Source organism: Staphylococcus sp. FSL W8-0774 (assembly GCF_038006785.1).
GTDB classification, from domain to species: Bacteria; Bacillota; Bacilli; order Staphylococcales; family Staphylococcaceae; genus Staphylococcus; species Staphylococcus pasteuri.
This window is the reverse complement of sequence record NZ_JBBOVW010000001.1, coordinates 622,639-638,721: the sequence shown is the minus strand read 5'-3', so window position 1 is coordinate 638,721 and position 16,083 is coordinate 622,639. Positions and strand designations below refer to the sequence as shown.

The 16,083-nt window shown below is 30.3% G+C and carries 14 protein-coding genes; 6 read left to right on the top strand and 8 right to left on the bottom strand.

Annotated elements, in window-relative coordinates:
• Positions 1–10: 10 nt before the first annotated feature.
• Positions 11–1,984, bottom strand: a complete 1,974-nt coding sequence (locus tag NSQ15_RS02885; protein ID WP_340746922.1) for a helix-turn-helix transcriptional regulator — start codon at positions 1,982–1,984, stop codon at positions 11–13.
• 624 nt (positions 1,985–2,608) lie between these two features.
• Between NSQ15_RS02885 and NSQ15_RS02880 the strand changes: the two genes are divergently transcribed.
• Positions 2,609–3,391 (top strand): CHAP domain-containing protein, encoded by a 783-nt coding sequence (locus NSQ15_RS02880; protein WP_017636248.1) that lies wholly within the window; start codon positions 2,609–2,611, stop codon positions 3,389–3,391.
• Positions 3,392–3,826: 435 nt separating this feature from the next.
• Here NSQ15_RS02880 and nhaC read toward each other — a convergent pair whose 3' ends face one another.
• Entirely contained in the window at positions 3,827–5,221 is a 1,395-nt protein-coding gene (nhaC, locus tag NSQ15_RS02875) for a Na+/H+ antiporter NhaC (RefSeq protein WP_029055835.1), read from the bottom strand.
• A gap of 71 nt (positions 5,222–5,292) precedes the next feature.
• Positions 5,293–6,363: an NAD/NADP-dependent octopine/nopaline dehydrogenase family protein gene (locus NSQ15_RS02870; RefSeq protein WP_340746921.1), complete on the bottom strand. Its 1,071-nt coding sequence runs from the start codon at positions 6,361–6,363 to the stop codon at positions 5,293–5,295.
• 436 nt (positions 6,364–6,799) lie between these two features.
• On the opposite strand from NSQ15_RS02870, the gene NSQ15_RS02865 reads away from it, so the two are divergent.
• The 5 genes from NSQ15_RS02865 (at position 6,800) to NSQ15_RS02845 (ending at position 9,850) form a co-directional block, all read left to right on the top strand.
• The gene (locus tag NSQ15_RS02865; RefSeq protein ID WP_375543613.1) at positions 6,800–7,195 is read left to right on the top strand and encodes a DUF4870 domain-containing protein; all 396 of its coding nucleotides are present in this window, start codon (positions 6,800–6,802) and stop codon (positions 7,193–7,195) included.
• A 319-nt stretch (positions 7,196–7,514) separates the two neighbouring features.
• Positions 7,515–8,015, top strand: a complete 501-nt coding sequence (locus tag NSQ15_RS02860) for a CHAP domain-containing protein (protein ID WP_340746920.1) — start codon at positions 7,515–7,517, stop codon at positions 8,013–8,015.
• A 150-nt stretch (positions 8,016–8,165) separates the two neighbouring features.
• Entirely contained in the window at positions 8,166–8,498 is a 333-nt protein-coding gene (locus tag NSQ15_RS02855) for a DMT family transporter (protein WP_029055832.1), read from the top strand.
• Entirely contained in the window at positions 8,498–8,812 is a 315-nt protein-coding gene (locus NSQ15_RS02850; protein WP_029055831.1) for a DMT family transporter, read from the top strand. The genes NSQ15_RS02855 and NSQ15_RS02850 overlap by 1 nt, the downstream gene beginning before the upstream one ends.
• 78 nt (positions 8,813–8,890) lie before the next feature.
• Entirely contained in the window at positions 8,891–9,850 is a 960-nt protein-coding gene (locus NSQ15_RS02845; protein ID WP_217232370.1) for a 2-hydroxyacid dehydrogenase family protein, read from the top strand.
• A 119-nt stretch (positions 9,851–9,969) separates the two neighbouring features.
• On the opposite strand, the gene NSQ15_RS02840 is transcribed toward NSQ15_RS02845, so the two are convergent.
• From NSQ15_RS02840 to fdhF, 5 genes are all read right to left on the bottom strand, one after another.
• Positions 9,970–11,094, bottom strand: coding sequence for an FAD-dependent monooxygenase (locus NSQ15_RS02840; RefSeq protein WP_029055829.1), 1,125 nt, complete (start codon positions 11,092–11,094; stop codon positions 9,970–9,972).
• Positions 11,095–11,266: 172 nt separating this feature from the next.
• Positions 11,267–12,043, bottom strand: a complete 777-nt coding sequence (locus NSQ15_RS02835; RefSeq protein WP_046467130.1) for an N-acetylglucosaminidase — start codon at positions 12,041–12,043, stop codon at positions 11,267–11,269.
• Positions 12,044–12,066: 23 nt separating this feature from the next.
• Positions 12,067–12,315: a hypothetical protein gene (locus tag NSQ15_RS02830; RefSeq protein WP_017636451.1), complete on the bottom strand. Its 249-nt coding sequence runs from the start codon at positions 12,313–12,315 to the stop codon at positions 12,067–12,069.
• Positions 12,316–12,457: 142 nt separating this feature from the next.
• Positions 12,458–12,928: a DUF1641 domain-containing protein gene (locus NSQ15_RS02825; RefSeq protein WP_124760718.1), complete on the bottom strand. Its 471-nt coding sequence runs from the start codon at positions 12,926–12,928 to the stop codon at positions 12,458–12,460.
• The gene (fdhF, locus tag NSQ15_RS02820; protein ID WP_154835203.1) at positions 12,928–15,882 is read right to left on the bottom strand and encodes a formate dehydrogenase subunit alpha; all 2,955 of its coding nucleotides are present in this window, start codon (positions 15,880–15,882) and stop codon (positions 12,928–12,930) included. The genes NSQ15_RS02825 and fdhF overlap by 1 nt, the downstream gene beginning before the upstream one ends.
• Positions 15,883–16,083: the final 201 nt, after the last annotated feature.

Sequence of the window (16,083 nt, the reverse complement as noted above, 5' to 3'; positions counted from 1 at the left end):
GCATAATTAACTAAATCAATATTTTAATATGTGCTATTGTCATACTTGGTAATCGAATTAAGCTTTCTTCTATGTCTTTTTTAGTCATTTCGCCAATCCAATAAAGGTTCTCTATTTTCATTTCACTTACAATTGATTCATTATCGTTTTTCATTGGTTTCATAAATGTTTGATAATTAATCATGTTAATTTCAGCATGAGTGATTTTATTAATACTTGAGAAATTTAATTGAACTTGCTCAACATTTGGATTTTTGGAAATAGGTAAATCAAATTGTGTAATACATTGATATTCATTTTTATAATTAGTAACTAATAATTGTGTATCTAGATAAACTATATCCCCTCGTAGTTGATTAAAAATATTTAGCATAAATAAAATGGAATCTGACAATGAAATTTGAGATGACTGTTTTTCTTTCAAATCTAAATGTTGCCAATATAAATGAATAGATCTCATATTACATAGATGTTTAAATATATTTTTCAAATTTTTTAAATCAACTATATCAATAAGTTCTTTTGTTGTATTTGTAAATAAATTACTTATCATTAACTTATTTGGTTGCGCTAATTTGATTTTATCTGTCTGATTTATTGGAAGAATAATATAGTCAACGAATGTTTCAACTTGTTCAACTATTGCTAATTGTTCTTCATTAGGTCTCCATAGCAAAATGTGATTATCAAAATATGAATTTAAAATTTGCTTAAGTTCTTTTATTTCAAATAAACTTAATTCATGCATTAAAAATTCAATATTTTCATTTCTAAAGCGTCTTGATACTTGAAACAACGTATTCATTAATTGTTGTAATGCTATTCTTTCTTGCGCTGTAAAATACTTAGATTGTTTAGTTTTGATTTTATAAACAGGCGTCATATGTACATCGTCCATTAATGTCAACAATTGAGTTATGTTATCTTCAAATATTTTTATATTTTGCATAATTAAGTCAAAATCAATGTCAATAATAAGATGTATCTCATTACTTCTATAATTCAATTTATTTTTTAATTTTAATAAATCAAAATGACTCAACGTCATTAATTTATTCATTTCTATATAAAGTTGATATGGAAAAATACAATTCTGTTTGTCTTGCGCAGAAAATTGAATATCACATTGTATAGATGTGTTATTAGAACCTTTCTCTATATTACGTATAAGTTTAAACACATTTTCGTCCAATTTAATTTCTTCAGTTTCATTATTTGAGATAGATGTTCCTATGTATTTCTTTCTAATTAATTTAGGAGTTTGTCCATAAGCTTCTTTAAAAAGTTGTATAAATCGAGAATAGTGATTAAACCCATGCTTACCAGCTATATCTTCAATAGGAAGATTCGTTGAAATAATATCTAATAAACAAAATCTAAGTCTAATATGATTTAAATATTGATTAAAACTATTGAATGGCGTATGACGAAACATTTCTGTTAATAATTGGCTAGGTATTTTTGTAGCAGACACGAGATCACTTTTAATAATTTTTTGTGAATGATTCTTAACTAAGTATTCATGAACTGGTTCAGCAATAAAAGATAATTTTTCATTATCATTAATATTTGAATCAACTGAACATAGTTCGATACACAAGTATTTAATAACTTTATCTATCGTCATGTATTGAGTTTGATTGATACATCTTAATTCAATTAGTTTCTTTAATAACCAAGATATTCTTGTATGATTTTCTGAATTAATTTCTCCACCTAATAAACTCGTCCCAGGAGTCATAAATCTCATAAAATCCTTTGCCGAAATTTCTATTAGACTAGTTATAGCTTGTTCTTCACTATTAATTTGATACACATCATTAATCATAATAAGTGCAATGCTACCGGTTTGCATTTTATATCTTTTTAAGTTGATTAATATATCTCCATTCCCTTTCAACCAATAAACAAGTTTAACATTTGTCTCTTTACTATTATTAATAATTAAATTCTTGAAAACACGAATTGAATAATTTTCTATCATTTAAATTCCTCACGTTGCATATAGACATATTTCTAATCTTTATTTTGTCCCCATTTCTTTTAAATCTTTAAATTAGATAACATCTATCTTCTTACTTAATTGTATAATGATTCAAAAATTTATAGTAGCAATTTATTTTAATATTATATCAATTTTTAATTATATTTAAATAGCATGTTTTGAACTATATGTTACTTTATCCATATTTCTTAATATTTTATCACTGCTCATTCATCTTACTTTGATTTTAAAATATGCACGTTAGTCAACGTATGATTAAAAGAGGTTGTCTCACACTTAAAAATTTTGTTTATACTTTTCATCTATATTCAATTTAAATTTTCTGTAAATTTACAGATATGTAACACATCATTTTGTAACTTTTTTAATATATTTGATAAATAGCTTAACCACCATATTTATGTGCCTTTCATGTACTATTATATTAATTTTAAATTGTGTAACAATATTAGCATAAAATTACAAATCAATAACAAGGCACACAAATTCACTTTTTTTTGGTAAAGTATGTCTTGTCGTTAACAAACGAAATAAAACTTACATAAACTATAGCATTAATGCTATTTAAACTTTTTAAACATATTTTAGGAGGATATTTATCAAATGAAAAAAATCGCTACAGCTACAATCGCAACTGCAGGAATCGCTACTTTCGCTTTTGCAAGTCATGATGCTCAAGCAGCAGAAAATAATAACGGGGGCTACAACCCAAATGACCCAAGTTCATATAGTTACTCATACACAATCGATCAACAAGGTAACTACCACTACACTTGGAAAGGTAACTGGAGTCCAAATCAAGTAAACCAAAATAATAGCTACGATTATGGTTACAATACTCAAGCTTACAATTACAACAATAATAATTACAATAGTTATAACAATAATTACAATAGCTACAAAAATAGTTATGATTACGGCTATAATACACAAGCTTATAATCAAAACAACCAACGTACAGGTGGTCTTGGTGCTAGTTACTCAACTTCAAGCAGCAATGTACATGTAACTACTACTACTGCACCATCATCAAACGGTGTATCATTATCTCAAGCATCTTCAAATGGTGGTAACTTATATACTGCTGGTCAATGTACTTATTACGTATATGATCGCGTAGGTGGTAAAGTTGGATCAACTTGGGGCAATGCTAATAACTGGGCAAATGCTGCTGCAGCTGCAGGTTATACAGTAAATAATAAACCAGCTGCTGGTTCTATTTTACAAACAACTCAAGGTGGATATGGTCACGTTGCATATGTTGAAAGTGTAAATAGTAATGGTTCAGTACGTGTATCTGAAATGAATTATGGTCATGGTGCTGGTGTTGTTACTTCACGTACAATCTCAGCTAGTCAAGCCGCTTCATATAACTACATTCACTAATCAATTTTAAATATTAATAAAAAGAAGACCGAACTATAAGTCACTTTCTAGTGATTTCATAGCTCGGTCTTCTTATATTATATTAGTGCAACTATTATTTACTCATCAAAAATGTCGTAACTTATCATTCGACATAGTCAATAACCAAACGAACCAGGTAATATCAATATATCTCACCTGGTTCTTTGATTATAAACAAATTCAAATAAATTTCTTGATTAGTCTTTCTCATAATAATTGGCAATTTATTAATATGTTGTTTAAAAGAATTCGTTTAGTCTAATATTTCACGGTTAAATTCCGCTACAAAACTTAACCCCTACTCTAATTAGAAGGATAGTTATCATAGTTAAAACATAATGAAGATATAATCGCTACAATTTATACCTATGTAATTGTTTTAACGTATTTACTATTTTCCACTTATTTATTAATTTAAACTTCATTTTTATTAATTTTTTTAATTCCTATTCCTGTAAAGCCATATATCACTGCTATAATTGCGCAAATGTAACAAGGAACTGTCCAAATAAAGAAGTCATTAACATTTACATTTAATTGTTGTGCATAGTATATACCTGAAGTACCCCAAGGAATTAAAGGTAACACCATTGTACTTGAATCTTCTAACGTTCTTGATAACACAGTTTGCGATAATTGTCTTTCCTCAAACATTTCTTTCATTAAAACGCCAACCATAATGATGACGATAGAAGCTACACCTGCTGCAAAAACTAACATAAGACAACATACAACTGTTATTAAAATCAGTGTCCCTACTGAATTAACACCTTTAGAGACAGTTTTTAACAATACGTCTAAACAACCTGTTCTTTCTACTATCCCCGCAAATGCATAACCGCAAAATATCGTAACAATAATTTCGGTCATACTCATCATACCGCCTTGCTCAATAAGTGCTTTAACATTATTCGACACATGGCTATGATTCGTCATTGTATGGCTAAAGCCATTAAATGTCGCTTTAAATCCATCAACGATATTGAAATGATTATTAAATGTACCGACTAATAATGCACTTAAACTTGATATTAACATCGCAGGTACTGTAGATATTTTACATAGTAAACAAATGATTATAACAATTAAAGGAATCCATACAAATACATTGATATGATATATCTTTGCAAGTTCATGTAGTAATTGTTCAATTTGTTTAGGATTAGTTTGACTATGGTAGCGTAATCCAGCAAAAAACCAAACAATTAAACCTATGATTGATGCAGGAATTGTTGTCCACATCATCGATTTGATATGTGCAAAGATATTCACCTTTGTAACTAAAGCTGCTAAATTGGTAGTATCAGAAAGTGGCGACATTTTATCACCAAAAACAGCTCCAGCAATAATTGCACCGGCAGCCATACCACTATCAATGCCTAATTGATTTCCTATTGATATTAAAGCAATCCCTGCAGTGGATGCAGATCCCCAAGCAGTCCCTGTTGCTACTGAAGTAATTGCACTAATTATAAAAGCTGATACTAAATAATAACTCGGATTTAAGAAATTAAGACCATAATAAATGAGTGCCGGAACTGTACCTGAAAACATCCAGCTACCAACTATAATACCTACTGCTAAAATGATAAATATAGCTGGCATTGCTGTATTTAAACGTTTAGAAATTCCTTCTTCCAAATCTTCCCATCGTAAGCCTACACGGTATGCAATACAAGCTGCATACGCAGAAGAGATCAATAACAATACTTGAATAGGTATGTTAAATATTACAAAACCAGTAGTTACTACTATTACCATAACTATAATAGTAGATATCGATTCTAAAAAAGTTGGTTGTCTTTTCATATATTTTCCCCTTATCTATACTTTTCTTTTTGAAACAAGACCTCTTTCCTTTCAATATTTTTGACATGTAATTATTCTAAATCTAATTTATCTAATCCTAATTCTTCTACAGTTAAACCATCTTCAAAGAAATCACGTTCTAATATAGTAGAAGCAATGACAATGACTGCATCTATATTAGGTGTAGGTACATCTATGACACGGCCTAAACTTGACCATAGCACTAGACCATATGCAATATCCTCTGTCAGATATCTATTTTCCACATGATTAGGACCTGGAATTTGAGAAAATACTGGACTGGTATTAAATAATCTATTTAATGGTTCGTCTTCATCTTTACGTTCTAAATACCCTCTTTGAATTCTTGATTCTTTAGCGGTTTCTAACTCAAAACCTAATTTACGTCCTAAATTTAAACGTTCTAATTCAATGCCATGAAGTAAACGTACCGTATGTTTTGTTATTCCTTCTTTATATAATGAGAACTCTTCTGCATAATCTATACGACCTACATTTAATAAAGTTGGCCCTGGATGAACTTCGGGGTTACCATTTTCTAAATTAGTTTTAAGTAAACTTTCTTCTTTAACTAGGTTTGGATAAATTTCTGATACTTTATCATAACTATCATTCAATTCTTCTCTGTTAAATGTTGAGAAATAAACTCTACGTACGTTTAAAGATAAATCAACACGTGCTTCATTAAAGTCAACACGAGTCCCATATGTTAATGTATTCGCTTCTGCAAAATTAGGCATAACATCAATATGTCTGTCTTCTAATACATTCATAAAACGAATAGAAGCCATAGAAGCTGCAATGTTAAAGAATATTAATTGATCATTTGTCACATGATAAGACATCACTTTTGCATAATATTCTATAAATGAAGAAGGAATAATAACTTGAATAATTTCTGTATCTTTCATTACATCTTCAATATCATCACTAATATTAGTGAATTCTATAAATTTTTCTTCGCCTTCATTATTAAATTCAAACCCACCACGTTCAAATGCTTTATTGAACTTTTCAATAGATTGATTTCGGCAATATAATTTAACATCATGCCCTTTGTCTACCATATCTAAAGCAGCTGTTACTGCACCATTACCTGATCCAATAATTGCAATTTTCATATAAAAACCTCTTTCTTATTTATATTTCATTAAAAAGGTGGAACTAAAATGGCTTTATAAAAAGTTATCCTAGTCCCACTCTATACCTTCGTAAATCATTAATAATTTTACATTTCTACATTATAATTGTTAATACAATATGATTAAACTATTTATTTAGTTTAGTCACCATTTACATATTAAATTTATATATAAACTTAGGTTACAGAATACTTAATGACGAAACTAATAATTTTATATATCCTATTTTAAAATAAATAAACCTGTTGATAGACGATAAGACAAAACATGTTATTATATAAACTAAAAACTTATTTATTAATTTATAAACATTTGATATAGTAAAGATGTAATAAATTTAATTTACATATAAGATGGAGGTATTCCTATGGCAGAACAATTTCAAGATAATGAAATATCTGATCAACCGTCTCAAATGGTTGATTCGAACGATGAAGATTCACGTCTTATGTCTATGCTAATATATCTACTAAGTTTATTTAGTGGCATTATTGGACCGATTATTATTTGGGTTATTAAACGTAAAGAATCTAAACTTGTTGATAAAGCTGGTAAGAACTATTTTAATTTTGCTATTTCGTATACTATTTGGACAATCATTCTTACAGTAATTATGTTAATACCTTTTATTATCGGTTTAAGTATGAATAATGATACTGCCGCAATGATTGGCATCATCTTCTATATTGTTGGCGTAATTGCATTATTAGTTTTATGTTTACTATCATTTATTTTTACTATCATTGCATGTGTAAAATATTATGGTGGTAAAGAATATTTAATTCCTTTAAGCATAAGATTTTTCAAATAATTTCTGGATAGTTTATTACAACCTCTTGTAATATATGTTTTTTAGAAATGTTACTTATATTAAAAAAATAGATTAACAACGCCATTGTAAGCGTTAACTATATTTATTACCATGATTTTTGTTTATTACAACAAGAGTCATGGTTTTTTTAATTTAATTACGATAGTGTAACAACACACACAAAGTCATTGATATCTGTTAAAGTTACTCTTGTCGTAAAACGATTAAAACTTAAATTGGTAAATGAAGATGATATTTGGATCGCTACACCATATCACTTTACATATTAATACCAAACAAATTCGGGAGGATATTTATCATGAAAAAAATTGCAACTATTACTACATTAACAGCAGGCATTGGCGCTGCATATTTCGGTACAACATCTCATCATGCAGATGCTGCTGAATTTAATCAACCAAATAATCAATCATATAATACAACACAGACTTCAACTACAACTACTACAACATCTACTACTACACAGAATTCTTCATCTGGTAATTTATATACTGCTGGTCAATGTACTTGGTACGTATATGACAAAGTCGGTGGAAAAATTGGTTCAACTTGGGGAGATGCTAGAAATTGGGCATCAGCAGCACAACAAGCTGGTTATACATTAAACAACACACCTAAAACAGGATCAATTTTACAATCATCAGCTGGCGGCTACGGTCACGTTGCTTATGTTGAAAATGTTAGCAGCGATGGATCAGTTACAGTTTCAGAAATGAACTATAATGGTGGACCTTTCTCTGTTAGTACACGTACTATCTCAGCAAGTGAAGCTGGTTCATACAACTATATCCATATCTAGTATTGATAGTAATTTGAATAATGAATACAAACTTGTAAATGATTAATTAATCATTTACAAGTTTTTTATGTTATAACACTTACATTTTGCCTCTTATCACCGATTTTGAGAGAATAGATTTATTGTTATTTTATTAGGAGGAATACGATATTGAAATGGTTAAAAGTCATTTTAGCAGGATTAGTAGAAATCATATGGGTTACTGGTTTGAATAACGCTGATTCATTTATTAGTTGGTTAGTAACACTTATTTTTATATTTTTAAGCTTCTATCTTGTGATTGATACTACTAAAAGCTTACCTGTAGGTACTGTATACGCTTTTTTTGTTGGTATAGGAGCTGCAGGTACAGTTATTGTTGATATGGTCTTTTTCAATCAACCTTTTACATTTATTAAATTATTTCTAATTATATTATTAATATTAGGAATTGTCGGTTTAAAACTTTCAACGAATGAAGATGTTGAAGGAGGTCATCAATAATGTCATGGATATATCTCATCATCGCTGGTTGTTTAGAAATTACTGGCGTTGTATTTATGAATGAATGGTCTCGAACTAAAAATAAAATATTTATGATTTTAATTGGGATAGCTTTTGTCTGTAGTTTTAGCACATTGAAGCTTTCAATGACTGAAATACCTATGGGTACTGCTTATGCTATTTGGACAGGCATTGGTACAGCGGGAGGTACTATTATAGGTATGATTTTTTATAATGAATCTAAAAATGTATTTCGTATTATATGTATTGCAATGATATTAGCTGCTGTAATCGGATTACGATTAATAAGTTAATTTGACCTATTCTTATAGTTGAATTAATTGTTAAGACTCGTATCTTTTTATATACTGTTGATAAAAGGAGTGATTAGGATGGAAAAGGTATTTATCGCAGGTGCAATTCCAGAAGTTGGATTAGAACTTTTGAAAAAGCATTTTGAAGTAGAAATGTATGATGACGAAGGTTTAATAAGTAAAGAGGCATTGATAAATGGTGTTAAAGATGCAACAGCATTAATAAGTTTACTATCAACAAACGTTGATAAAGAAGTTATTGATAGTGGTAAAAACTTAAAAATCATTGCAAATTATGGTGCTGGCTTCAACAATGTCGATATTGACTATGCACGTGAAAAAAATATCGATGTTACAAATACGCCGAAAGCTTCAACTAACGCAACAGCTGATTTAACAATTGGTCTTATCTTAAGTGTTGCGCGTCGTATCGTTGAAGGTGATGAATTATCTCGTACTAAAGGATTTGATGGTTGGGCACCTTTATTCTTTAGAGGACGAGAAGTATCTGAAAAAACTATTGGTATTATAGGTTTAGGTGAAATTGGTGGTGCAGTTGCAAAACGTGCCCGTGCATTTGATATGGACGTGTTATACACTGGGCCTCACCGTAAAGAAGAAAAAGAAAGAGATATCGGAGCTAAATACGTAGACTTAGATACTTTATTGGAAAATGCAGACTTCATTACTATAAATGCTGCATACAATCCTGATTTACACCATTTAATTGATACTGATCAATTTAAGAAAATGAAATCAACGGCTTACTTAGTAAATGCAGGACGTGGTCCTATCGTCAACGAACAATCATTAGTACAAGCACTAAAAGATAAAGAAATTGAAGGCGCTGCTTTAGACGTTTATGAATTTGAGCCTCAAATCACTGATGAATTAAAAACATTAAAAAATGTAGTACTAACACCTCATATTGGTAATGCAACATTTGAAGCAAGAGATATGATGGCTAAAATTGTTGCTAACGACACTATTAAAAAACTTAATGGCGAAACGCCTCAATTTATTGTGAATAATAAATAATGGTAATTAAAAACAGCAATCAAGCTCATCAAAGAGCTTGATTGCTGTTTCTCTTTTCTTAATAACTTTATGTCTCTGACACAAGTACTGCTAATCTAATAAAATTCTGAAGTAACTCTTTATTTTTCTTTAGATTTATAAAGAAATTTAGTTTGATTAGAGGCAATTTTATTAGGTAATATCTTCATAACAGTATTTCTAGCCTTAACCATTAATCTATTTTGATATTGAGCTATTTTACCGATTTTGCGTGATTTTTTAATCACTTTAGATGTATGATTGACTCTTAATTTATCATAACGTTCTAGTGCTTTAGTAAAATCATATTCTTTTAGACAATTAGCTAATACAATTGCGTCTTCCATTGCTTGGCCTGCACCTTGTCCCATATTTGGAGTTGTAGCATGTGCAGCGTCACCTAATAAAATAGTACGTTCTTTTACAAAGGATTTGAGTGGTTTCATATCATAAATATTGTTTAATATAATACCAGTTTCACTTTGTTTATCTAGAATATGTCTTACTTCATTTGGGTAATGGTTAAAACGCGCTTGTAAATGTGGTTTACCAAATGATTTGTATTTAAGATCATTTTCTTTGGTATTAATTGTTATAAACCAATACGCTTGATTGCCTACAAGAGGAACAATACCTACTCGACCTTTTCTACCCCAAAATTCTTTTGCTACAAATGGATCTTCTAATTGGACATCATCCACTAAACCACGAAAACATGTATAACCTTGATATTGTACTTTACTTTGTTCATCAATAGTATTTCTCACAGTGGAATGAATACCATCTGCACCAATACACAAATCAAATGCTTCACTTTCCTGTTTAATAAAATGTAACGTCACCTTTGAGTTATTATTATCTATTTTAGTTACATTATGATTTAAGTAAATACTGTCAGGTTCAACGTACGATTGAATAATATTAATTAATTTTTGACGAGATAATGTCACATTAAGTGTATCTTGTTTAAGAAAAGCAGTCATTAATGGATTATTTTGTTCATCAAATGTTTTCATTGCAGTTAAATTTTGACCTGCGTTTTTAATACCTTTAGCTAAATCGTGATTATGTAATTTTTTAATCACATTATCGCCAATACCTATCCCAGCACCTATTTCTCTAATAGCGTCGTTCTTTTCATATACTTTAACTTGATGACCTTGTTCTTGTAAAAGTGCAGCAGCAGTTAATCCACCAATACCTGCACCGACGATTGCGATTTTCATATGATTCCACCTCATCATTGTGATTCTAATATATTTTATCACATCTCAAACTTTAAAAAAATTCGGTCCTTACAACTTAAATTTCAAATTTCACAAAAAAGGAAGTATACTACATCATTACAGATGAATAGTAACTTCCTATCTAACGTTAATCTTTTGTATTTGAAACCGACTATAAGTAAAAATCTTTTCTAACTTTATCTTTTTTTATACCAAATTGTTCGTAATATTTTTTCATAAACTTGGCAATATTATCTGCCCAATGTATATCACTAGCATATTGATTTTGTCCGGGTTCTTGTGGATTCCATCTCATTTGATACAAAGAAATTTGCTGATTTTCAAAATATTGCTTTCTAACAAATTTTGCACCACCTAAAATAGCCTTTCTAGGTGAATTCCAATCTTGCTTTTTAGCATAACTTTTACCAGTATGCACTGCATTTTCATCGAAAGCACCTATACCATAAAAGTTATAATAATGATGTTTACCATCTTTAATGCCATGAGCTAAATCTGATTGTCCATTACCTGTTTCAATAATAGCATGACTGATTAAATAAATAATATTTACTTCGTATTTATCTTGGGCATCTAAAAAGCTTTTTCCTTGTTTTTCTAATATACCTTTACCTTTTAGTATCTTATTTACTTCCGCTTCTGACATAGGAACCTTTTCAGATATGTCCATGTATTTTAGTTTATTGTCACCACGGTGAATTGACATTGCTTTTTTAATATCAGATTCATTCGCCTTTTTAAATTCACCATTTTCTTCTTTTGTATTTAGAACACCTTTATTTTGTTGTCTTGATACTGCTTCATTAAATGAAACACGTTTATCATTGTTAAATAAATTAGTATCGAAAATAATATACAAAATACCAAAAATAATAATTAGTACAATGATAACTAATGTACTCAAGCGGGCTTTACTCATATTTTTCATTTATTCAAAGCTCCTATTTATAACTATTTAGATAATACGAAATAAGCAACGACAATTGCCACGACAACTATAAAGAAAGAAACATTAATAGCAATCTTCATTCCTGTTTTATCTCTGAAGAGTACATTAAATATAACTAAGCTAATAGCTAATGACACTGCAAAAAAAGTAATTGCTAAAACTAATTTCAACATAATTAAAAAGATAATACCTATCACTAATAACACGTTGGATACAATTGCCATTGCTTTTAATATATTAGGATTTATCATACGACACCTCTATTCTTTAAAATAATATTTAATATACATGATACATGATTTTTTAAATTTCTGTCGACATAAAGAAAAGAGATCAGAACATCATAGGAGAATATGCTTATCCTAGATAAAATGTTCTGACCTCAAATGTTAATTAGTCTTCTCGAGACATGCCTTTTAATAAGTTTAGCATGTATGTAAGACTACGATTCATATCATCATCTTTTAATACACCCATTAAGCTTCTAATCGTTGTTTTAGAGTTAGGGCTTGCTTGATTTGCAACATGCATACCTCTATTAAGTTTATTAAGCATTTCACTTAAATCTTTAACATTTAAGTCTCCTAATAAGAATACTAATGATGCCATATTTGAAAGTAATCCTGTATAAATGTCTTTATTAAGTTCAACAGCAAATTTATTAATAATTACTTGTCTACCTTTAATACCACCATTTAATGCATCTAATATTTTCGCTTCATCTAATACTTTAACTAATCGTATGGCTTTTAAGATACTGTCTTTGTTTTCAGATATAGCATCCAATACTTCGTTAAGACTTTCTGCTTTAACTTGTTCGGGTGACTTTTGCATACGTTTGATTTCAGTTATTCTTTCTGCCATTAGTCATTCACCTGATTTCCCGGGAAAACATAGTCCTCACGATCCCATTTTTTATCAACTCTAACACTGTATTGTGGATTACGTTGTTTATCTACACGGAAGTTAGTTGGATTCAATGGTGACTTACCACGTTTAGAAATCACTTCCATGCGAGCGCTAGTGCGTTTATATGATGGTGTATCTGTTTCAGGATCCACATCACTATTCGTAAGTGCATTGATCGCACCCATAGCCCCATTTTCAAGGGCGTCATTATTTAATGGAATATAAATTTGTTTGCCGCTTACTCTATCAGTAATATGTGCTAATAAAGTAGCTTCACCTGATTCAGAAATGAATTTTAATTCTGCACCTTCATGAATACCTCGATCTTTAGCAAGTTCTGGTGAGATTTCAACAAATGCGTTAGGCATTTTATATTTAATCATTTCAGTTTGATACGTCATATTTCCTTCATGGAAATGTTCTAATAATCGACCGTTATTAACGTGAAGGTCATAAACTTCATCTTCTTTAAAGAAATTATCAAACGTTAATGGATAAAGTTTAGCTTTACCATTATCAAAATTAAATCCTTCTAAATAAAGTAATGGTTCATCTGTGCCATCTTCATGAACTGGCCATTGTAAACTATTGAACCCTTCTAAACGCTCATAACTTACACCTGAATATAAAGGTGTTAAACGCGCAATTTCATCCATAATTTCGCTAGGATGTTGATAATTCCAATTAAAACCTAAGCGATTAGCAATAAGTTGGAAAATTTCCCAGTCAGGTTTAGAATCGCCTTTAGGTTCTAAAGCTTTATATAAACGTTGGATACGACGTTCTGTATTTGTGAATGTGCCATCTTTTTCTAATGATGGGCTTGCAGGTAGTACAACATCAGCATATGTTGCTGTATATGTTAAAAATTCATCTTGAACTACCATAAAGTCTAATTTTTCGAAAGCTGCTTGCACGAAATTGATATTTGAATCAACAATACCAGTATCTTCACCGTATAAATATAGTGAATTGATTTCACCATTATGAATACCTTCAATCATTTGGTGGTTATCACGACCTGGTTTTTTATTTAATTCTACGCCATATTCTCTTTCGAATTTAGCACGAACATCATCCGCTTCAACACTTTGATAACCTGTAATTTTGTCTGGCATACTACCCATATCACTACATCCTTGAACATTATTATGTCCACGTAATGGATAAGCACCTGTACCTGGTTTACGATAGTTACCTGTAACTAATAATAAATTAGAAATAGCAGTACTTGAATCACTACCGATATCTTGTTGCGTAATACCCATTGCCCAACAAATAGATACTGATTCAGCTTTGGCTACTTCATTAGCAAATTTAATTAAACGTTCTTTTGAAATTCCAGTTGTCTCTTCTGCAAATTCCATAGTGAATGTTGACAATGATTCATAATACTTATCAAAATCATCTACCCATTCATCTAAAAAGTCTTTGTCATGTAAATCATGGTCGATAATATATTTTGTTACTGCACTTAACCAAACTAAGTCAGTTCCTGGTTTAGGTTGGTAGAATTCATCAGCACGTTCAGCCATTTCATGTTTTCTAATATCAAACACATGAGATTTTTGGCCAAATAGTTTTTGTGCACGTTTCATACGTGACGCGATAACTGGATGTGCCTCGGCAGTATTTGTACCAATAAGTACAGTCATAGCTGCTTTTTCTAAATCTTCAATACTACCAGAATCTCCACCGTGTCCAACAGTTCTAAACAACCCTTTTGTTGCTGGTGCTTGGCAATATCTTGAGCAATTATCAACATTGTTTGTACCAATAACTTGTCGTGATAATTTTTGCATTAAATAAGATTCTTCATTAGTTGCCTTAGACGAAGAAATAAATGCTAAATGATCTGCATCATATTTTTCTTTAATTTTAGTAAAGTTGTCAGCGATTACATTTAACGCTTCATCCCACTCTACTTCATGGAATTGTCCATCTTTACGTACTAAAGGTTTAGTCAAACGTTGATCTGAATTAATATGGCCCCATGAGAATTTACCTTTAACACATGATGCAATTTTATTTGCTGGTGAATCGTGTGAAGGTTGTACTTTTAATACTTCTCTATCTTTAGTCCATACTTCAAATGAACATCCAACACCACAATATGTACATACAGTTTTAGTCTTATTGATACGTTCTTTTCGCATTTCTGCTTCAGAATCTGAAATGGCAAATAATGGGCCATATCCTGGCTCAGCCTTTTTAGTTAAATCAATCATAGCAGCTAATGAACCTGGCTCTGTATCAGTCATATAACCAGCATTACCTTCCATATTGACTTCCATCATTGCATTACATGGACATACTGTTGCACATTGACCACAAGATACACATGAAGATTCATTAATAGGAACATCATTATCCCAAATTACTCTTGGATGTTCTCTGTCCCAATCAATACTAATTGTTTCATTAACTTCTATATCTTGGCATGCCTCTACACAGCGTCCACATAAAATACATTGGTTCGGATCGTAACGATAAAATGGGCCATAATCTTTTTCATATGGCTTTTCTTTATATTCATAAGTTTGATGCTGGAGCCCCCACTCATCCATCGTATTATGAATTTCACAATCACCGTTGTTATAGTCACAAACTGTACAGTACAACATATGTTTTTCTAAAATACGATCTAGTGCTTCTTTTTGAGAAGCTTGAACATGGTCAGTTGTTGTATTAACTGTCATTGGTCTATCGATTGATGTTCCACATGCTCTTTCAATTTTGCCATCTATTTCTACTGTACAAGTATCACATGTTTGAATTGGTCCCATTGATTCGTTATAACAAATCGCTGGTACAAATGTATCTCTTGAACGTATGAATTCTAATAAATTGGTACCTGGTTCAACTAAATAATCAGTTCCGTCAAGGGTAACGATTAAATGTTCTTTCATACTTTCACCCCATTATATATATTTCCGTAATTGCTAACGTCATTTTCTTTTATTCCTATCCAACTACATGCCCCACATATATGAATAGATAGAATCATATTAATTGTATAACTTAAAACATACAATGTTAAGGACTTTTTACATTTTAATATAAAATTAAAGCTTTTGAGAATTGCAAAAAAAGAACAATGGTATTAACTA

Bases quoted from the DNA above. Each gene is read 5' to 3' on its own strand.
- NSQ15_RS02885 (WP_340746922.1), bottom strand. From the start codon at position 1,984: ATGATAGAAAATTATTCAATTCGTGTTTTCAAGAATTTAATTATTAAT.
- NSQ15_RS02880 (WP_017636248.1), top strand. From the start codon at position 2,609: ATGAAAAAAATCGCTACAGCTACAATCGCAACTGCAGGAATCGCTACT.
- nhaC (WP_029055835.1), bottom strand. From the start codon at position 5,221: ATGAAAAGACAACCAACTTTTTTAGAATCGATATCTACTATTATAGTT.
- NSQ15_RS02870 (WP_340746921.1), bottom strand. From the start codon at position 6,363: ATGAAAATTGCAATTATTGGATCAGGTAATGGTGCAGTAACAGCTGCT.
- NSQ15_RS02865 (WP_375543613.1), top strand. From the start codon at position 6,800: ATGGTTGATTCGAACGATGAAGATTCACGTCTTATGTCTATGCTAATA.
- NSQ15_RS02860 (WP_340746920.1), top strand. From the start codon at position 7,515: ATGAAAAAAATTGCAACTATTACTACATTAACAGCAGGCATTGGCGCT.
- NSQ15_RS02850 (WP_029055831.1), top strand. From the start codon at position 8,498: ATGTCATGGATATATCTCATCATCGCTGGTTGTTTAGAAATTACTGGC.
- NSQ15_RS02845 (WP_217232370.1), top strand. From the start codon at position 8,891: ATGGAAAAGGTATTTATCGCAGGTGCAATTCCAGAAGTTGGATTAGAA.
- NSQ15_RS02840 (WP_029055829.1), bottom strand. From the start codon at position 11,094: ATGAAAATCGCAATCGTCGGTGCAGGTATTGGTGGATTAACTGCTGCT.
- NSQ15_RS02835 (WP_046467130.1), bottom strand. From the start codon at position 12,043: ATGAAAAATATGAGTAAAGCCCGCTTGAGTACATTAGTTATCATTGTA.
- NSQ15_RS02830 (WP_017636451.1), bottom strand. From the start codon at position 12,315: ATGATAAATCCTAATATATTAAAAGCAATGGCAATTGTATCCAACGTG.
- NSQ15_RS02825 (WP_124760718.1), bottom strand. From the start codon at position 12,928: ATGGCAGAAAGAATAACTGAAATCAAACGTATGCAAAAGTCACCCGAA.
- fdhF (WP_154835203.1), bottom strand. From the start codon at position 15,882: ATGAAAGAACATTTAATCGTTACCCTTGACGGAACTGATTATTTAGTT.